16 protein-coding genes are annotated in these 18845 nt (G+C 52.6%); 7 read left to right on the top strand and 9 right to left on the bottom strand.

The window, feature by feature from the left end:
* Window positions 1-10: 10 nt before the first annotated feature.
* From CBW42_RS07795 to CBW42_RS07785, 3 genes are read left to right on the top strand one after another with little or no spacing between them, the layout of a single operon-like run.
* Window positions 11-1054, top strand: coding sequence for an L-threonylcarbamoyladenylate synthase (locus CBW42_RS07795; RefSeq protein ID WP_087019524.1), 1044 nt, complete (start codon window positions 11-13; stop codon window positions 1052-1054).
* Window positions 1051-1641 carry a dephospho-CoA kinase gene (coaE, locus tag CBW42_RS07790; protein ID WP_087019522.1) on the top strand — a complete coding sequence of 197 codons (591 nt, stop codon included), beginning with the start codon at window positions 1051-1053 and terminating at the stop codon, window positions 1639-1641. The genes CBW42_RS07795 and coaE overlap by 4 nt, the downstream gene beginning before the upstream one ends.
* Before the next feature lie 33 nt (window positions 1642-1674).
* A complete protein-coding gene (locus CBW42_RS07785; protein WP_087019519.1) occupies window positions 1675-3066 on the top strand; it encodes an aminopeptidase in 1392 nt (463 codons plus the stop codon).
* An 80-nt stretch (window positions 3067-3146) separates the two neighbouring features.
* Here CBW42_RS07785 and CBW42_RS07780 read toward each other — a convergent pair whose 3' ends face one another.
* Entirely contained in the window at window positions 3147-4277 is a 1131-nt protein-coding gene (locus CBW42_RS07780; RefSeq protein ID WP_087019516.1) for an S-layer homology domain-containing protein, read from the bottom strand.
* Window positions 4278-4563: 286 nt separating this feature from the next.
* Window positions 4564-5928, bottom strand: a complete 1365-nt coding sequence (locus CBW42_RS07775; protein WP_087019513.1) for a citrate/2-methylcitrate synthase — start codon at window positions 5926-5928, stop codon at window positions 4564-4566.
* A gap of 155 nt (window positions 5929-6083) precedes the next feature.
* Between CBW42_RS07775 and spoIID the strand changes: the two genes are divergently transcribed.
* The gene (gene spoIID, locus CBW42_RS07770) at window positions 6084-7139 is read left to right on the top strand and encodes a stage II sporulation protein D (RefSeq protein WP_165761102.1); all 1056 of its coding nucleotides are present in this window, start codon (window positions 6084-6086) and stop codon (window positions 7137-7139) included.
* Window positions 7140-7306: 167 nt separating this feature from the next.
* On the opposite strand, the gene CBW42_RS07765 is transcribed toward spoIID, so the two are convergent.
* The 7 genes from CBW42_RS07765 to CBW42_RS07735 form a co-directional block, all read right to left on the bottom strand.
* Entirely contained in the window at window positions 7307-8113 is an 807-nt protein-coding gene (locus tag CBW42_RS07765; RefSeq protein ID WP_087019507.1) for a Cof-type HAD-IIB family hydrolase, read from the bottom strand.
* 213 nt (window positions 8114-8326) lie between these two features.
* The gene (locus tag CBW42_RS07760) at window positions 8327-9970 is read right to left on the bottom strand and encodes a recombinase family protein (protein ID WP_087019504.1); all 1644 of its coding nucleotides are present in this window, start codon (window positions 9968-9970) and stop codon (window positions 8327-8329) included.
* A gap of 71 nt (window positions 9971-10041) precedes the next feature.
* Window positions 10042-10242, bottom strand: coding sequence for a transposon-encoded TnpW family protein (locus CBW42_RS07755; RefSeq protein WP_087019501.1), 201 nt, complete (start codon window positions 10240-10242; stop codon window positions 10042-10044).
* 72 nt (window positions 10243-10314) lie between these two features.
* Complete coding sequence (locus CBW42_RS07750; RefSeq protein ID WP_087019498.1) at window positions 10315-11247, bottom strand: phage major capsid protein; 933 nt, start codon at window positions 11245-11247, stop codon at window positions 10315-10317.
* 155 nt (window positions 11248-11402) lie between these two features.
* On the bottom strand, window positions 11403-11603 hold the full coding sequence (locus CBW42_RS07745; protein WP_087019495.1) for a hypothetical protein: 201 nt from the start codon (window positions 11601-11603) through the stop codon (window positions 11403-11405).
* 30 nt (window positions 11604-11633) lie between these two features.
* Window positions 11634-11918 (bottom strand): hypothetical protein, encoded by a 285-nt coding sequence (locus CBW42_RS07740; RefSeq protein WP_087019492.1) that lies wholly within the window; start codon window positions 11916-11918, stop codon window positions 11634-11636.
* 149 nt (window positions 11919-12067) lie between these two features.
* The gene (locus CBW42_RS07735; protein ID WP_087019489.1) at window positions 12068-14371 is read right to left on the bottom strand and encodes a phage/plasmid primase, P4 family; all 2304 of its coding nucleotides are present in this window, start codon (window positions 14369-14371) and stop codon (window positions 12068-12070) included.
* Between the two features lie 382 nt (window positions 14372-14753).
* Between CBW42_RS07735 and CBW42_RS07730 the strand changes: the two genes are divergently transcribed.
* From CBW42_RS07730 to CBW42_RS07720, 3 genes are read left to right on the top strand one after another with little or no spacing between them, the layout of a single operon-like run.
* Entirely contained in the window at window positions 14754-14972 is a 219-nt protein-coding gene (locus tag CBW42_RS07730) for a helix-turn-helix domain-containing protein (RefSeq protein WP_087019486.1), read from the top strand.
* Window positions 14973-14975: 3 nt separating this feature from the next.
* On the top strand, window positions 14976-16640 hold the full coding sequence (locus tag CBW42_RS07725; RefSeq protein WP_087019482.1) for a site-specific DNA-methyltransferase: 1665 nt from the start codon (window positions 14976-14978) through the stop codon (window positions 16638-16640).
* Window positions 16634-18844 (top strand): DEAD/DEAH box helicase, encoded by a 2211-nt coding sequence (locus CBW42_RS07720; protein ID WP_087019478.1) that lies wholly within the window; start codon window positions 16634-16636, stop codon window positions 18842-18844. The genes CBW42_RS07725 and CBW42_RS07720 overlap by 7 nt, the downstream gene beginning before the upstream one ends.
* Window position 18845: the final 1 nt, after the last annotated feature.

Genomic DNA, 18845 nt, shown 5'->3' with positions numbered 1-18845 from the left:
AGGTACATTCATGCAAACCAAGCTGCTGCGTCCGTCGGAGGATCCGACGGCAATCGAACAGGCTGGCGCGCTGCTGCGCGCCGGGGAAGTGGTGGGTATTCCCACCGAAACCGTATACGGCCTTGCCGCCGATGCACTCAATCCGCAGGCGGTTGCGCGTATTTTTGAAGCAAAGGGCCGCCCGCAGGACAATCCACTCATTGTACATATTGCAGAGATTGAAACCGTGCACGAAATCGCGGCGGACTTTCCGCCGGAAGCGCAGGCACTGGCGGAAGCCTATTGGCCTGGCCCGATGACTATCATCCTGCCGAAGTTGGATAGAATACCTATGGTAACTTCGGGTGGATTAAATACAGTTGGTATTCGATTTCCGTCACACCCGATGGCGCAGGCAATCATCCGCGCAGCGGGTACACCGCTGGCAGCGCCATCGGCCAATACCTCCGGCCGCCCGTCCACCACAACGGCACAGCATGTCATGGAGGATCTGAACGGGAAAATTGCCGCTGTCGTTGACGGCGGTGCGTGCTCCGTCGGTGTGGAATCCACGGTCGTTTCGCTGTGCGGCGAACGTCCGCGCCTGCTGCGTCCGGGCGGCATCTCGCTCGAACAGCTGCGCGCCGTGCTCGGCGAGGTGGATGTTGACCGCGCTCTGCGCGAAAAAATTGATGACTCGGAAAAAGTCTCCGCACCCGGGATGAAATACCGCCACTATGCGCCGAAAGCACCGGTTACTGTCGTTTTCGGCACGCCAAAAACGAGTGCCGACTATATTTATGCACAGCTTGGGGAAAACTCTGGGGTACTGTGCTTCGATGACTGCGCGGCGCGTTTTCAAAATGCTGCGGTTGTAGAAACCTTTGGCCCTTCGGACGACCCGGAAGAGCAGGCGCGCGAGGTCTTCGATGCGCTGCGCCGCTTCGATGAGACCGACTGTACGGAGATTTATGCGCAGTGTCCGCCGTCTGATGGCATCGGGCTTGCCGTGGCAAACCGCATCAAAAAAGCTGCCGGTTTCCACATCATCGACCTGACGGAGGAAGAAGCATGAAAATTCTCGGACTGACCGGCGGTTCCGGTACGGGAAAAAGTGCGGCGAGCACAGCATTTGCTTCGCTCGGCTGTGCGGTTATCGATGCAGATGCATCGTATCGGGCGCTGTGCGATACCTGTACCCCGATGTTGGAAGAAATACAATCTGTATTTTTTGATGTATTATCGTCTGACGGTAAACTCGACCGCAAAAAACTGGGCGCAATTGTGTTCGCTGATCCGGATAAGCTATTACAGTTAAACGCGATCACACATCCGTATATCCGTCAGGCGGCACGCGAAGCCTTTGCCGCATACGAACAGGAGGGGTATGCACTGTGCATCTATGACGCGCCCGTGCTGTTTGAGGGAGGGATGGAAACCCTGTGCGACAAGACCTGTGCCGTGCTCGCCAACCGTGAGACACGCATTGCCCGCATCATGGGGCGCGACAGCATTACACGGGAGTATGCCGCACTGCGCATCGATGCACAGCCGGATGATGCTTTTTACCGCGCGCGCTGCAATTATTTTATACAAAATGACGCCGATCTGGACACCCTGTATGCACAGGTGCGCCGGATTTATGACGATATCCTGCGGTAATACCGCAAATTTCCCTGAAAGGAATGGTTTCCAATGGAAAACACACTGTTTTATGACAAAAAGACCGGCTGGGACCGCATGAGCGAGGCAGACGAGGCCGCTATGCAGGATTATGCCGAGGGCTACAAGGCATTTCTGGATGAAGCAAAGACCGAGCGCGACGCGGTGCGCCGTCTGGCTGCGATGGCTGAGGCAAAGGGCTTTTCCGCATATGAGCGCGGTATGGAGCTGCATGCCGGTGATAAATATTATAAAATAAATAGAAATAAAGGTATTATACTATTTGTAATTGGGCGTGACGGCCTGAAGAACGGCATCAACCTGTCGGCGGCACATCTGGATGCACCGCGCATCGATATCCGCACCATCCCGCTGTATGAGGACAACGGCATGGCGCTGTTCAAGACGCACTATTACGGCGGCATTAAAAAGTATCAGTGGACAACGATCCCGCTGGAGCTGCGCGGCGTGGTGTGCCGTGTGACCGATGACGGCGTGGAATCGATTGATGTACGCATCGGCGACAGGCCGGGCGATCCGCTGTTTGTCATTTCTGACCTGCTCATTCATCTGGCAACCGACCAGATGGGCAAGACGCTCCAGAAGGGCATTGCCGCAGAGGACATGAACGTACTGGTTGGTTCCAAGCCGTCCAAATCAGATGTTGATACCTCGGATAAAATCAAGCTGTGGGTCATGGAATTCCTGAATCAAGAGTATGGCATCACGGAAGAGGATTTCCTGTCGGCGGAGTTGTGCTGTGTTCCGGCCTTTAAGGCGTGTGATATCGGCTTCGACCGGTCGTTCGTCGGTGCATATGGACATGATGACCGCGTGTGCTCGTATCCGGCAGCAACTGCACTGCTCGATCTGGAGGAAATCCCGGATAAGACCGCAATGACCATCCTTGTGGATAAGGAGGAAATCGGTTCGGACGGCGTGACCGGCATGCAGTCGAAATTCTTCGACACACTGGTTGCCGACCTGTGCCGTGCGGACGGCGTGCTGTTTGAGGAATGCATCGAGCGCTCCACCTGCCTGTCCGCCGATGTGTGCAATGCATTCGACCCGAATTATCCGTCGGTTTCCGAGAAGCGCAACGATGCGCGCGCAAACTGCGGTGTCGCACTGGTCAAGTATACCGGTTCACGCGGCAAGTCCGGTTCTTCGGATGCAACGGCGGAGCTGATGGCAAAAATGCGCCATTGCTTCAACAAAAACGGCGTCATCTGGCAGACCGGCCAACTCGGCAAGGTCGATCAGGGCGGCGGCGGCACGGTGGCTATGTTCATGGCGAACCGCAATATTGATACCGTTGACTGCGGCGTGCCGGTGCTGTGCATGCATGCGCCGTTTGAGGTCATCGCAAAGCTCGACCTGTTCGCGGCATATAACGGCTTCAAGGCATTTTATGCCATGAAGTAAGACAAAAATCCCCCCAAGACTGCGCTTATTTGCACAATTTTGGGGGGATTTATTCTGTTATTGACAGTTCTTATAGATAATTAAAACGGGCTGGAATTATTGTCATATGTGACAATGATCTGTGCTGCCTCTGCGCGGGTAATGGCCTTTTTTGGATTGAGCTTTCCGTCCGGTGTGCCGGAGATCAGTCCGGCGCCGACTGCCTGCCGCATCGCCTGTACAGCCCACGGGGAAATATCACCGGCATCAGAGAAACGAGAAAGGTCAGCTGCCATCATGGACAGGTCATGGTAGCGATTTGCGAACGCGGTCAGAATCACAGCGGCCTGCTCACGGGTCAGATTTCGCTCAGGGGAGAAAGTGTTTTCCCCGGTACCGGAAACGATATGCTGGCTGCTTGCCCATACAATGGCATCATGATACCATTTGTTCTCAGGAACATCGGTAAACGGATTTTCTGCGGTGCAGGCGGGTTTGCCCTCCATGCTGTACAATACCTGTACAATCATAGCGCGAGAGAGTGCAATATTCGGGGAGAAAGTGGTGCGGCTTGTGCCGGAGAAGAAGCCTTTCATGCAGGCACGGGAAACCGGATTGTAGTACCATGCCTTGGAAGAGACATCGGAAAACGGTGCAGGATTGTAGGTCTTCTGTTTGACGGAAGTCCACGGCGCTTGGTCAAAGCCCTTTGCGCAGAACGGGCGGGTGATGGTCAGAGAGGAAGGACAGCCCTGAAAGATATTGCTGCCGTAGTTTGTAACATCGCCGCCGAATTGGATGCTGGTGAGGGAGGAGCAGCCATTAAAGGTGTAATTTCCGAGTTTATACAGATCCTGCGGGAATGACAGGCTTTTCAGCTTGATGCAGCCATCGAAGGCATTCGAGCCGACAGATACGAGTGTGCTCGGAATGGAGACGGAGGTCGCTTTTGCGCAGCCCATAAACGCATAGTTGCTGATGCCGGTAATTCCTTCGGAGATAATGATTTTACCGACGGAATTGCCGCCCTGGTAATACCATGGAACTTCCGTGAATCCGTATTCGTACATTTCACCTGTACCTGTGAGCTGGAGTGCACCATCTGAGGTAATCCCCCAGGTGATATTGGGTCCGCACTGACCGTAGACGGCGTGTGCATCTGTCTGTACGAACGGGACGATGCCGATGAGCAGAGTGAACGCCAGAAGAACAGATAAGATTCGTTGTTTCATAGCAATTTCCTTTCTTTTTTACTCGAATAAGTTCTGTATTATAGTAACATACCAGAAAAAGCATTGGCTGTCAAGAAGAGCGCGCCCAGCCGAACGCATACAAAAACCCGCCGGACGCGTTTGTCCGGCGGGTTTGCAGTATCCTCAATGAAACGACCGTTGGGGCAGACTGACGGACTTTCCGTCCGGCATGTCTGCGGTGCGCGGGAGCGCAACACTGGGTTTTCTTTTGCCTACTTTTCTTTTCCCAAAAAAGAAAAGTAGGTCCCAAAAAAGAAAAGTAGGGTCAGCGGTCAGAAATCGAGGTGTACTTGGCGCGGGAGATGATCGGCTTGTAAGCCGGGCGGATGATCTTGCCGCCGGTGACGGTTTCCTCGATGCGATGTGCCAGCCAGCCGACAATGCGGGCGGTGGCGAACAGCGGGGTAAACATCTCAGACGGAATACCGAGCATCTGGTAAACCAGACCGGAATACATATCGACGTTGGCACACATAATCTTGTGCTCACCGCGGACACGGTAAAATGCTTCCGGTGCAAGGCGCTCGGTCAGCTCAATCAGATTGAACTCACGCTCGAAGCCCTTCTGTGCGGCGAGCGGACGAGCCGTATTCTTCAGTGCAACGGCACGCGGGTCGGACAGCGTGTAAACCGCATGACCCATACCATAAATCAGGCCGGAGCCGTCACCGGCTTCCTTGCGCAGAATTTTGCACAGATAATCCAGAACCTCGTCTTCGTCCTCCCAGTTGGAGATATTCTCCTTCATCTCATCGAACTGCTTGCAGACGCGCAGGTTTGCGCCGCCGTGACGCGGGCCCTTGAGTGAGCCGATGGCAGCGGCGATGGCAGAATAGGTATCCGTTGCAGAGGAAGAGACAACACGGGTTGTAAACGCGGAGTTGTTGCCGCCGCCGTGCTCTGCATGGATAATCAGACAGCGGTCGAGCAGCATGGCTTCCTCACGGGTAAACATGCCGTCCGGGCGGATCAGACTCAGGATATTTTCCGCCGTGGTGTAATTGCGATCCGGCATGTGCAGGAACATTGACGCATTGTCAAAATAGCGCCGCTTGGCCTGATAGGCATGTGAAATAATAACGGGGAACTTTGCAATCAGATTGACCGACTGCCGCACAATGTTCTCCAGGCTGGTGTCGTCCGGATTGGGATCATACGAATACAGTGCCAGAGTGGAAACGGCCAGTTTATTCATAATATCGCGGCTCGGGGCACGCATGATGACGTCCTCAGTAAAGCCGTCCGGCAGGGCACAGGCATCTGCCAGCAGGTCGGTAAACGCATCCAGCTCCTCCTGATTCGGCAGGCTGCCGGAGAGCAGCAGATACGAAGTCTCAGCAAAGCCAAAGCGATCCTCGGAATCAAAGCCGTCAAGCAGGTCATACAGATTATGTCCGCGATAGGTCAGGCGGCCTTCAATCGGTTCTACTTCGCCCTCGTTTACCATATAACCATGTACATTGGAAACACAGGTAATACCGGCGAGTACGCCTGTGCCGTCTGCATTGCGCAGGCCGCGCTTGACGCCGTACTTGCTGAACATCTTGGGCTGGATCAGGTTATTATCCTGAAATTCGCCGCATAGACTGTCTATGACCTGAGAATCCATATTTTTCATCATGTCAACCATTAGGGATCACCTCATTGTTCGGGCATCCGCTGTTGCACAAGCAGGGATGATCCTGTACAAAGGCGGAGGGGGAGTTTTTTATATGAATTATATATTACATCAATCCTGCAAATATGTCAAATATAGTCCTTTGGCGGACAGGAAGGAGATAAATCGTGAAACGCTTCTTTTTATTGGGTATTCTTATCATATTTCTGGTGTATGTCGCCCCTCTCGGGTTTCAATTTTACCAAAATAATCAGGCTGCCGAAGAAACCATTCATACCGTTAAAAATGTAGAAATTACACAGGAACCGCAGGCTTCGGATGGTCAAAATGCAGAAAATACCGCGCAGGAAGAGTCTTCCGGAGGGGAAAAATCGGCACAGAGCACGATGCTGACCGTATCGGTTGGCGGAACGGTGCGTGAAATGGAGCTGGAGGACTATGTAGCGGGTGCCGTGGCGGCAGAAATGCCCGCGTCATTCCCTGAGGAAGCGCTCCGGGCGCAGGCGGTGGCAGCCCGTACGTATGCTGTGTACAAACAGTCCCTCGGGACAGATGACACCCATCCGGATGCCGTCGTGTGCGATGATTATACCCACTGTGCCGCCTTTGTCGATCTGGACAGCGGTGCAGAGGCGCTCTGGGGTAAAAATGCGGAGGAATGGAGTGAAAAAGTCCGAAAAGCCGCCGAAGATACTGCCGGAAAGATTGTGACGTATGACGGCAAGGCCATTGCCGCCGTCTTTCATGCGGCATCCGCAGAACACACCGAAGCGGCGGTCAGTGTGTGGGGCTCGGACATCCCCTATCTGTCCAGCGTGGAAAGCACCGGTGACGATGCCTGTCCGAAATATGATGCCTCTGTGACGCTGGGCGCAGAGGAATTCCGCCAGATTATGCTGGGCAAATATCCGGATATCAACCTGACCGGACTGCCCAAGACCTGGTTTACCGAAATTCAGTCATCTGAAGCAGGCGGCGTGACGTCGTGCAAAATCGGTGGAAAAGCGCTCAAGGGCACAGAAGTGCGCGAATTGTTTGAACTGAACTCCACTCATTTCACCATCAGTACAACAGATACCTCCATTACGTTTCACACCGAGGGCTATGGGCACGGCGTCGGCATGAGCCAGTACGGCGCCAAACGCATGGCGGAGGATGGGAAGAGCTATGAGGAGATCCTGCTGCACTATTATACCGGTACCGAAATTTCCGATATCGACTAGGCGCTATCGAAAAACCAAGAAAATAACGAATGTTTCGCAAAGGCGAGACTGGTTCAAAGCAAAAGCACGCTGGAATCCGTTCGGATTTCAAGTGTTTTTCACGAAGAAGCGGTCTCGTATTTGTAGAAATAGTCAAAATTTTCGACTTTTCAGATACGCCCGAATAGTCATAGCGCAATATCCAGTTCGCGGCAGATGGTGCGCACAACGCCAGCGTCGTTGTTGTGCCCGCCTGTGTGGGGGAACAGCGCACGCAGCTGGGGATGGGAATTTTCCATGGCATAGGGATGTCCGGCGGCCTGCAACAGCTCGATGTCGTTGAGATAATCGCCGAATGCCATGCAGCGCGCAGCAGAGAGATGCATCTGTTCCAGCATAGTGCGAAGCGCAGCGCCCTTGTTGACCGATGCATTCATGATATCCACCCAGCAGTCGCCCGACAGTGCGACCTGCATGTGATCGGCAAACGGGAGCAATGCAGGATAGGATACATGCTCCGCATCGTGGTCGTGGAACACGGCGATTTTACAGATGCGGTCGCGTTCCAGACAGGTCAGCACATCGTCCACACGCTCCAGCCGCGCATAGTACATGGTGCTGTGCACACGGAGTGCATCGACCATATCTTCGAGATAGGCACACTGCGCGCCGCACAGAATGGGATAGCAGCCGGGCGTGCGGCGCGTGACCTCGACAACAGCGCGCACATCCTCCGGAGAGAGTTCATCTACCGAGAAGAGTTCACCGTTGCGCACGGTCAGCGCACCATTTTCCGCAATATAATCCACGCGGTCGGCCATGCCGTCCGGCAGCTGTTCGCGGATGTTGTAATACTGCCGTCCACTGGCGGCGACAAACCGGATGCCGCGCCGGTCCAGTTCATCCAGCAGAGCGGGGAACTGCTCCGGCAGGCGCTTGCGGTCATCCAGCAGCGTGCCGTCAAAATCAGAAACAATTACATCGATATCTAACATAAAAACGTCCTTTCCGGGCTGATTTTGTTATAAAACACAGCATATGATTGCAATGACAGCCCCATTGTAGCACGAAATGCGGAACAGCTCAACCGGCAGTCCTGCGCTGCCGGAGAAAAATCTACCTCTCTCCAAAGCGGGTGCGTCTAAGGGATGCACAATCCCTGAAAATATCGGCATAGTCGTGAAATGCGGCTATGCCGTTTTTTCATGTCATTCGGCATCAGGTAGGTCAACTGCGCCGATGCAGTTATAAATAATCTGGATACGCTGCTGACGATGGCCGTCCACTTTCTCGGCCTGAAACACATTGATGCGCTCCACGAACTCTCGGATGATTTCTGCGTCCAATTCCCGGATGTCGGTATACTTCCGCACCAGTGCAAGGAAGTGGTCGGCATTCAGGCTCTTTTCCTTGGCATCATCAAGGAACCGCTGCAATTCTTCCACCCGGCTCTGAAGCTGGGCCTGTTCCGTCTCGTAGTTGGCGGACAGCTTTGCGAAACGGTCATCGGAAATCTTGCCTTCCACATTATCCTCGTAAATGCGCTGGATGAGCGTATCCAGCTTAGCGATGCGGGCCTTGGCCTGTTCGTACTCCTTCCGACAATCCCGAAGTTTCCGGTCAAGGGCCTTTTCGGAATTGCGGGTCACCAGACGGAGAAATTCATCCTCATGGTTTCTGGCGTATGCCGTCACCCGTTGCAAGTCCTCAAGCAGAAGCTGCTCGATGACCGAATTGCGGATTTGATGTGACGGGCATACGCTTTTTCCTTTTTTACGGTAGGTAGCGCATACCATGTACTCACTCTGTGGCAGGCAGCGGCCCCGGACTTGATACAGCTTGTGGCCGCAATCGGCACAGTAGACCATGCCGGAGAGCGCTGGCATTTCACCCATTGGGGTCTGCCGCCTGCGTCCATCACGGATTTTCTGTACCGTATCGTACACTTCCGGCTCGATGATGGCCTCATGCGCTCCTTCAAAAATGGCCCATTCGGACGGGTCGTTCTGAACCCGCTTTTTGGATTTGTAGGATTTCTTGTGGCACTTGAAGTTGACGATACATCCGGTGTACTCTCTGCGTTCCAGAATGTGGACTACCGTGGATGTTGTCCAGCGGCACGGGTCATCGTTCTCACGCAGCTTTGCGGATGGAACATTCACGCCCACACGCTTGCCGTATTCTGCCGGGGTCTCGATGCGGCGCTTGCGCAGTTCCTTGGCAATCTGTGTCGGGCCGTAGCCGGACATACAAAGGTGGAAGATTTCCTTGACCACCGCAGCGGCCTCGTCATCAACAATCCAGCGGGTCTTATCATCCGGGGCTTTCTTGTAGCCGTAGGGTGGATTGGTGCAGAGCGGCTTACCGGACTGGCCTTTTGCCTTGAACACCGCACGGATTTTCTTGCTGGTGTCCTTGGCATAAAACTCGTTGAAAATGTTGATGAACGGGGTCAAATCGCTTTCCTGCTGATTGGCGCTGTCCACACCGTTGTTGATGGCGATGAAGCGGACATCCGCCTCCGGGAATGCTACCTCGGTGTAGAAGCCGACCTTCAGGTAATCACGACCCAAGCGGCTCATGTCCTTGACGATGACCGTTCCGATGCGGCCTGCATCCATCTCAGCAATCATGCGCTGGAAGTCCGGTCGGTCGAAGGTTGTGCCGCTGTACCCGTCATCTACAAAGAAGCGGGTGTTGCGGAAACCATTGTCATCTGCGTATTTCTGTAAAATGAGTTTCTGATTCTTGATACTGTTGCTGTCTCCCTGAAGCTCGTCATCACGGGACAATCTGCAATAGAGTGCGGTGAAGCGGGTATCAAGGGCTGCAATATTCGGCTGTCTGTTCATGTTGTACTCCTTTCCGACAGCCTTCAAATAGTGGTCACCCCTCTCCGGGGTAGTAGCATATTACCGTACTCTCAGGCACAAGTCGAGTGTATTTCGCAATGTAATTGTGTCATTTCTGATAACTTTTTCGGGTCGCTGGAATTGCTCAGAATGAGCCGTTTCACCTTGGCGTAGGCGGTCTCCTTGGCATCCGGCGATTGCAGCGACTCCACAACATACACCGTCCCACCGATAGATTTTTCGGTGATACGGGTCTTGGATTCTGTTTGCATGGTGTCCACCTCTCTATCGGCAGGACAGCAGCCTGCGGCAGCATCACACCACCGCAGGCTTGTCCGGTGTGATTACTCGGTCACCTGAATGACCTTGATGGCCTCGGTGCGGAGCAGCTTGGCATCCAGATATTCGTGGCCCAGATAGCCGACCTGTTCCGTAGCAGAAAATGCCTCCGTCAGCACAGACACGCTGATAGGCGCTCTGTCCACGATGGAATAGAAAGAAAATGCGCCAAATGCGATAGGCTTCTTGCCAGCGGCTATGTCGGGCATCTCATTGGAGATATACACTTTCTTGCCGAGAATGGTGTCATTGGCCTGATTCCACAGGTAGTTGCCATCCTTGTCCTTCATGGTGCGGAGGGCCAGAGCGGTCTTGTCGTTCATCAGCCACACACCGTTTTCACGGTATTCCGGCTTGAGGGAGAAATACAGACCGATGACATCATCGTAGGTCAGGGCCTCCGTAGTGATACCAACATCAGCGCCGCCGTTGTTACAGAGGATACCGACAGGCATATCCACGCCCGTACCGTTGATGAAGCCCTTATCCTCACCCTTGGCGAGGTTACGGGCCAGACGGATGGTCAGGTGCTTCTGGAGATTGAAGGTCACATCATGGACGAGGTTCACATCCAGCTTCACCAGCGCCACCAGCTTGTTATAGTCCATTTTCAGGCTGGTGAAATCGTACATCCCATCATAGACGGGAATATCGCCGCCTTCGGGTACCCACACAGCGAATTCCTCGGAATCCTTGACAGCAATCCAGTTCTCGGAGCCAGCGGCGTAGGCGCAGCTTGCAATTTTGCGGAACAGGCTCAGCTCCTTGATGGCCTCGGCACACTGGTTGGCGTGGAAGGTGGGCAGTTCAAAGGCCCCGGCGAAGTTTCTGCCGCCCTCCAGATGCTCTGCCTCCTTCACATTGCCACGAGCGTAGTTCCAGAAGCTCTTGTCATACTCCGGCTCACGGGCCGTAATCAGTTTTTCGTACTTACTCATAATAAAAATCCTCCATAATTTGAGATTTAGGGCTATATACCCCGTTTGAATTTGCGACTTTGTGCGTGAGGCCCCACGCCCGTTCCTTGGCGCATAGCTTACAGAGATTTTGACCGCCCCTACGGGTCAGAGGCCCCACCGCACGGTTATCGTTGTTAACAGTCAGGTGTCGTGCGCAGTGCCATCATATTGGCGAACTCGGTCAGGTCATCCAAATCCATCAAATCCAGCTTGGAGTGACCGCCTTCCAGATGGTAGTGCGGCTCCTTGGTGATGGTCAGCTTGATGCCGTCCTTGCTGTAGATGGTCAGTTTGTTGTGCAGGCGAAAATGCTGCTCAAAGAATTTCTTATCCATAAAAATGGCTCCTTTACATCGGTAATTGGTTTACAGGTACATCATGTGAATGCCGCTGGTGCGCTCATGGGCTTCTGTCCAAGGCTCCATGCCACGCTGGGCCATGTAGTTCTCCATGTCACGGTAGGACAGGAAATGGACGCTGAACAGATTGCCGATAATGCACCATGCAGCCGGGTCGGGCTTCTTGGAACACATCACAATCATGGGTCTGCCCTTGGAGGTGGCCACTACATCAAACGGCTCGTAGCGATTGGTGCAATGGTCGAACTGCTTCAGGAAATCCAGATCCATTCTGTACTTTGGCTTTTCCATGCTTTTCTCCTTTCCCTGCGGGTGGGCCGCAGTCGTATTTATCATCAGGTGTGACGGTCGTGACAGCCGTTTCATAAAACCTATATAGAGGGGAATCAAAATAGCCATAGAATAGGTTTTATAAGGAGACCATCACGACTGTCACACACTCATGCACTGATGCCGAGAAAGTCCATGCTGACGGACAGGGAATCCTCATCCTTCAGCTTGAGACCGTCTACATAGCTGCCAGTGCGCTCCTTGTGCTTGCGGAACCCGGCAAATTCCAGCGCCGAGTAGAAATCTGCCGTGCTGCGGGTGAAGGCCCCGGTATTGGAGCAATACCCACGATAGGCCGCATACAGGTCACCGGAACGCTCACGGTATTCATCGCCCACATCGCATCGCTCGGCAATGAAGTGGCCCAGCCAGTCGTTGTCCTCACGGTATTTGGCGATGGCCTGTGTTACGCAGTCCGGCTCCACCGGATGGAAGTCCTCTGCGATGATTTTCTGTGCGCCGTGGATGACCCATGCGAGAATAGCCTCGCCGCAATTTTCATACAGCCAGTCGGCGTAGTTCTTGATGTCACCCTTGCCCTGAATGAGTGCATTGAACGGGATGACCAGCAGTCTGCGCCATGTGCCGGGGTCGTTGGCTCCCACCTTCGGGAGATGGTTGGTGTACAGCACCAGCGTGTGGCTGGGGATGAAATGGAACGGGTCTTTGTACTTCTTCTCGGCCTCAATCTCATCGGTGCTACAAAGCTGCTTGATGATGGAGGTGTTCAGGCGAGTACCTTCCTCCAGTTCAGCAGCAATCAGCAGACGCTTCCCGTGGGCCTCGGCCAGTTCCGGCTTCACATTGCGGCGGCATCCGACCGTGAGTGCATCAGCGGAGATATTGCCGCTGTAGCTGCCAAGCACACGGGCGATGACATTCCAGAAGGTGGATTTACCATTCCGGCCCTCGCCGTGGGCGATGATGAGTGCCTCCACATACACCTTGCCGATTGCGGCAAGACCGACCACTCGCTGTACATATTCCGTCAGCTCGGTATCACCGCAGAAGATGGTATCCAGCGCCGACAGCCATTCCTCCATGCCCTTATCGCTTGGGGAAACGGTCGTGACTTTGGTGATGTAGTCACTGGCCCGATGCTCCTGCTTTCCGTTCTGTCCCTTGCGAAGGTCGTAGGTGCAATCCGGTGTGTTCAGCAGAAACCCATCGGCATCCAGCTTGGAGCGGTCGATTTCCAGCATCGGACGGGCCTCCTTCAAAGTGGATGCGATATTCTTGGACAGGCGGCGATTGACCACAAAGCGGAAGTAGTCGCAGGCATCCTGATAGGCTTGATAGGCAGCAGCCTGTTCATCGGTCAGGCAGTCGGCAGCTTTCTTGGCTCCCATCGCTGCCAGAATCCCGGCAGCGCCGTTGGCCTCCATTGCGGCCCATGTGCTCTTTTTCAGCTTTCGGGCTTCGGCAAGCTGGCGGTCGGTCAGTTCCTGTGCAGCGGCCTGCGCACGTGATTTGGATTCCTGCCAACAGATACCGTTGTAGCGAATGTAGTCCGTGGAGGGCGAATAGCGAAGTTCCTCGCTGTACTCCCTTGCCAGAACAGAGGCCTGCCCCACATCGGAATAGTCGTCCGGCTTCAATGCTGCGGCTTTGGCCCCATACTGCTCCGGAGGCACATATCCCGGCTGGCTCTGTACCTTATTGAAAAAAGTCAGGGCGCTGCGCCAGATGGTATCCAGTTCACTATCCTCCAGCGGCGGATTGCATTTCCCGGCCTGTTCCAGATACCGAGTATAGGCTTCTTCTGTGTTGCCGTAGCGTTTGAGCAAGCATCCGGCGGTATGGGACATGGTGCTGTTTCTGCTGCCCTCCGGGATGGTATCGCTCTCGGCATCGGCAGCGGCGAAACGCTGCTCTGCTGCATAGTCCGCAAGGAACTGCGTCAGGGTGATGCTGCCCTCATGGAACTCCACGATAGGCTCGGTCGTACCGAAGAAGAATCGGGCCGCATCCAGCGCATTGGTATCGAAGTACGGGAAATACTGCTGTACCTGTGTTTTGGCATCGGCGTATGCCTTTGCATCGGTCATCGGCTCAATAGCGAATACCACATGGAAACGGGGCCGGGGCGAACGGAAACTCTTCATCAGAAGATGGTGTCGGCTGTAATGCACCACAAAGGCCACATTCGGAAATGCCGCTGCCACATCCTTCGGGGTAATCCAGTCTGCCGGGTCATCCGAGTGGTCGTTGTCACAGTCCACCGGGAGGGCGTTTGCGCTGATGAAATTACCAACGCTGCGATAGTTATCACGATAGGCAGCATAAACATGGTCGAAGCGGACGGCCTGCCGGAAGGTGTCGGCATCGGCAATCTCGACCTTATGCGAGTACAAACAGTTGACAGCGTTGCCCACGCAGTCGGCGTGGAACATTGTAAAAGTTGGTGTGCTCATGGCGTTTTTTCTCCTTTCTCTTAAGTTTGTCAGGCTCCTTGGCCTGCTTGTGCTTTTTGGACTTCCTGTCCATCGGACTCACCTCCAATCTGAGGGCTGTTTTGCTGGCCTCCACTTTCCAATGGAGATGACGGGGCCGTTTTGACGAAGAAACCGTAAAAGTTCTGCCCTCACTACCCAATGGAGATTTGCTGTGGATTCGAGCCATGATTTTTCGTTTTTCTTAGCCCTTACACTTCCCAATGGAGACGAGGCCCAGAATTGAGCCAGAAAAAAGCAAAAAAATAATCCTGCCGTTGCTAGCAGGATACGATGATATTGATTTATTCACATTTTCGTGATACGATAAGAACAAAAAACTGTCAGACTATGGAGGTGCGTGATGGCGGTAAGCTACAAGAGACTATTCCACTTACTGATTGAAAAGGACATGACAAATGCGCAGCTGATGGAGCAGGCCGGATTCTCCGCCAACATCATCACCCGGCTGAAGCGCAATGAATATGTGTCTATGGAGAGCCTTGAAAATATCTGCCGTGTGATGAACTGCGGCGTGGACGATATTCTGGAGTTTATATATAAGGAAGAAACGGAGGATTGACCTATGGCAAACTTGTCACAGGAAAAGCGTCAGCGGATGCTGGCTTTTCTGGATACCATCCGTCAGGAACATAAAGATGATGACGATGTTCTGATTGCGCTGGGCGAAATCGAGAGCGAACTGAATGCAAAGAAATATGGCCTCGTCTGGGAACAGCACGAAGAGGCCGTGGATGTCATGATGCGGACACACATTCCGGTATTTACCGAAGATGCAGGTAAGGAAATAACCACATCCGCAGGTGGGGTCTATAATTTTCTCCTTGAAGGCGATAATCTGCATAGCCTGCGTCTGTTGGAAAAGACACACCGTGGCCGCATTGATGTGATTTATATCGACCCGCCGTACAACACAAAAAACAAGGAATTCATTTATGCCGATTCTCGTGTAGGTGCTGATGACGGATTTAGACATTCTAAATGGCTTAGTTTCATGTCGAGCCGCCTTCATATTGCCAAGAATCTGCTTGCTGAAGATGGTCTGATTTTTATTAGCATCGATGACAACGAACTCGCTCCGCTCACTATGCTGTGCAATGAGATTTTCGGAGAGGAGAATTTTGTCGATAATATCATTTGGAAGAAACGATATGGTGGCGGTGCCAAGGAAAAATATCTTGTTACCCTTCAAGAGTACATTTTGGTGTATGCAAGAGATATTTCCAAAATACCGGAAATTACAGTCCCGCTTTCAGACGAGATGATAGCAAAATACTACAAAATGAAAGACGATAATTATGATGTTCGTGGCGGCTTCCGAACTCACCCGTTGGAGGCAAATAAAACTCTGGATGAGCGAGTTAATCTTCAATATCCAATTCCGGCACCTGATGGCACATTGGTGTATCCAAAAAGACAGTGGTTATGGTCAAAAGAGCGTGTAGAAAAAGCCATCGCAAGCGGCGAATTGCATTTCAGCCAAGGCAAGGATGGTACATGGAATATTCAGACTAAACAGTATCTGAAAGATGAAAATGGAGTTGTTCGGAGAGGCAAATTTCAGTCTATCATTGATAATATATACACTCAGCATGGCACCAATGAAATGATTGACTTTTTTGGTGATGCAAAAGCATTTTCATTCCCTAAACCGAGCGAATTGATTGTACAGATTCTATCCTTGTGTGACAAAAAAGACGCTCTTGTTTTAGACTTTTTTGCGGGCAGCGGCACTACTGCCCATGCTGTGCAAAAGCTGAATCAGCATTACGGTACAAATTATCACTTTATCCTGTGTACCAACAATGAGAGTGGTATCTGCGAAAATATTACATACGAGCGACTGAAAAAGGTCATTTTCGGTTATGCAAATAGGTCGGGAAAGCATATTGAGGGCATCCCGGCAAATCTGAAATACTACCGCACCGATTTTGTGGCGCGTGATGAAGAATACCTCTCCGATGCACTGCTGGAGCATATTGCCGAAATGGTGCAGCTTGAGCATGGTGTGCGGATTGATGGTCAGCGCTACATCATGGTCATGAGCGATGAAGAGGCCGATGCGCTGGAACAGAACTGGAGCAATTACACCGATGTGCAAGCTATGTACATTTCAAAGAATGTTCTGTTCACCTCCAGCCAAGTTTCCCTGTTCAAGGACACAGCTCAATTCATCATCCCGGACTACTACTTCAATTTTGAACTGCGAGAGGAGGGGGAAACATGGTAACGGGTATTGCAGCTACATTATTCGATTTTCAGGAACAGGCTGTCATCCAGCTTCTCGACCTCTGCACGGATAGCCGCAGCAAGCAGACCATCGTCATGAAGGCTCCCACAGGCTCCGGCAAAACCATCATGCTAATTGATTTTGTGGATGAATATTTGAACAAGGTCAACTCCAATGCGGCCTTCATCTGGCTCTGCCCCGGCAAGGGCGATTTGGAAGAACAGAGCCGCCAGAAAATGAGGAAATTCGCTCCGCACCTGAATACGCAGAATCTGTTCGATGCCCTCCAGAATGGCTTTGAGCCGGAAAGTACCACTTTCATCAACTGGGAACTTGTCACCAAAAAGGGCAACACGGCCATTCGGGACAGTGAACGCAAGAATCTGTTTGACCGCATTGCCGATGCCCACCGCAAGGGTATCGCCTTCATTGTCATCATTGACGAGGAGCATTCTAATAACACCGCCAAGGCCCGTACCATCATTGATGCTTTCTCCGCAAAGAACATCGTGCGTGTCAGCGCCACCGCCGAAGAGAACAAACGCTACGAATATTTCGAGATTGATGAACTGGATGTTATCAACGCTGGCCTGATTACCAAGGCCCTCTATGTGAATGAGGGTATCACGGACGGTGTGGAAATTACCGATGACTACGATTATCTGCTCGACCTCGCTGATGCCAAGCGCAAATCCATCAGCGCACATTATCAGGCCATTGGCAAAAATATCCGTCCGCTGGTGCTGATTCAGTTCCCGAACGGTCAGCCGGAAACCATTGTGGCCGTGGAGCGCAAGCTGGAATCTATGGGCTACACCTACGACAACGGCATGGTCAGCAAATGGATGAGTGAGGACAAAAAAGACCTCCCGGACAATCTGACCGAGAATGATGCACAGCCCGTGTTCCTGCTCATGAAACAGGCCATCAGCACAGGATGGGATTGTCCCCGTGCCAAGATTCTCGTGAAGCTGCGTGAAGGTATGAGCGAGAATTTTGAAATCCAGACCATCGGTCGTATCCGCAGAATGCCGGAGGCCACTCACTACGAGGATGACCTTCTGGACTTCTGCTATGTGTACACCTTTGATGAAAAATACAAAGCGGGGCTGCTTGCCAATATGGATAAGGCGTATGAAACCCGCCGCCTGTTCCTGAAACCTGTGTGCAAAACATTCACGCTGGAAAAGCAAATCCGTGACCTCGATTTTGACGGCCTCGGTGAGCGTGAGGTGCTGAACAAGGTGTATGCCGCACTGGTCAAGAAATACAAGCTGGGCAGCGATAAGAAGCAGAATCAGATGCTGATGGCAGATGCCGGATATGTTTTTGGTGACCAAATCTTCGGTCAGGCTCTGCATGGCCAGTTCGTCCGCACCTCTGCTGTTGCCGAAAGCACCAGCTATTACACCACCCACAAGCGTGTGGATACCCATAAACACGGTATTCAGCTTCTCCATAGTGTGGACTCCATCAAGACCGCCATCGGTATGCCGACTGGCAAGGTCAAAACTATTTTAGAGCGTCTGTTCCGCAAGGGCAACAGCGCCTACAAAAAGCTGCTCTCGCTGGAAACAGCAGAATTCTATGCCTTTGTCATCAACAACGAGCATCGGCTGAAACAGGAATTCCGGGAAGTCACATCCGATATGACAGAACAGATGAGCCTGCTGCTCCACCCGAAGAAATCTACATTCCATATCCCGGAGCAAGACTTCTTCAAGTATGACCCCGGCGTGAAAAACGAGGTTGAATACTTGAGCAATGCCTATATGGAGTACACCTCCGGCTTTGCCACCAGCCTTGTGCGCAGCACCTCCGAAATGCTGTTCGAGCAGTATTGCGAGGGCCGCTCCGATATTGAATGGGTGTATAAAAACGGCGATACCGGACAGCAGTATTTCTCCATCGTCTATGTGGATGCGATTCAGCATCAGTGGCTGTTCTACGCAGACTACATCGTGATGAAGAAGGATGGCACGGTATGGGTCATCGAAACCAAGGGCGGCGAAGCCAAGGGCAAGGATAAAAACATCGACCGTCAGATTCAGAACAAATTCAATGCGTTCAAGGCATACGCTGCCGAAAAGGGACTGCATTGGGGATTTGTCCGGGACAAGGACAATCAGCTCTATATCAATAATACAGAATTTGCGATTGACATGGCCGATGACCATTGGCAGCCGATTGCAAGTGTATTTTAAG

Origin of the sequence: Butyricicoccus porcorum, assembly GCF_002157465.1 — a bacterium.
Taxonomy (GTDB): Bacteria; Bacillota; Clostridia; order Oscillospirales; family Butyricicoccaceae; genus Butyricicoccus_A; species Butyricicoccus_A porcorum.
The sequence above is the reverse complement of the archived record's forward strand: the minus strand, read 5'-3'. Positions and strand labels throughout refer to the sequence as shown.

What these genes read in the sequence shown, in the direction of transcription:
- CBW42_RS07795 (WP_087019524.1), top strand. Translation starts at nt 11, where the DNA reads ATGCAAACCAAGCTGCTGCGTCCGTCGGAGGATCCGACGGCAATCGAA.
- coaE (WP_087019522.1), top strand. Translation starts at nt 1,051, where the DNA reads ATGAAAATTCTCGGACTGACCGGCGGTTCCGGTACGGGAAAAAGTGCG.
- CBW42_RS07785 (WP_087019519.1), top strand. Translation starts at nt 1,675, where the DNA reads ATGGAAAACACACTGTTTTATGACAAAAAGACCGGCTGGGACCGCATG.
- CBW42_RS07780 (WP_087019516.1), bottom strand. Translation starts at nt 4,277, where the DNA reads ATGAAACAACGAATCTTATCTGTTCTTCTGGCGTTCACTCTGCTCATC.
- CBW42_RS07775 (WP_087019513.1), bottom strand. Translation starts at nt 5,928, where the DNA reads ATGGTTGACATGATGAAAAATATGGATTCTCAGGTCATAGACAGTCTA.
- CBW42_RS07765 (WP_087019507.1), bottom strand. Translation starts at nt 8,113, where the DNA reads ATGTTAGATATCGATGTAATTGTTTCTGATTTTGACGGCACGCTGCTG.
- CBW42_RS07760 (WP_087019504.1), bottom strand. Translation starts at nt 9,970, where the DNA reads ATGAACAGACAGCCGAATATTGCAGCCCTTGATACCCGCTTCACCGCA.
- CBW42_RS07755 (WP_087019501.1), bottom strand. Translation starts at nt 10,242, where the DNA reads ATGCAAACAGAATCCAAGACCCGTATCACCGAAAAATCTATCGGTGGG.
- CBW42_RS07750 (WP_087019498.1), bottom strand. Translation starts at nt 11,247, where the DNA reads ATGAGTAAGTACGAAAAACTGATTACGGCCCGTGAGCCGGAGTATGAC.
- CBW42_RS07745 (WP_087019495.1), bottom strand. Translation starts at nt 11,603, where the DNA reads ATGGATAAGAAATTCTTTGAGCAGCATTTTCGCCTGCACAACAAACTG.
- CBW42_RS07740 (WP_087019492.1), bottom strand. Translation starts at nt 11,918, where the DNA reads ATGGAAAAGCCAAAGTACAGAATGGATCTGGATTTCCTGAAGCAGTTC.
- CBW42_RS07735 (WP_087019489.1), bottom strand. Translation starts at nt 14,371, where the DNA reads ATGAGCACACCAACTTTTACAATGTTCCACGCCGACTGCGTGGGCAAC.
- CBW42_RS07730 (WP_087019486.1), top strand. Translation starts at nt 14,754, where the DNA reads ATGGCGGTAAGCTACAAGAGACTATTCCACTTACTGATTGAAAAGGAC.
- CBW42_RS07725 (WP_087019482.1), top strand. Translation starts at nt 14,976, where the DNA reads ATGGCAAACTTGTCACAGGAAAAGCGTCAGCGGATGCTGGCTTTTCTG.
- CBW42_RS07720 (WP_087019478.1), top strand. Translation starts at nt 16,634, where the DNA reads ATGGTAACGGGTATTGCAGCTACATTATTCGATTTTCAGGAACAGGCT.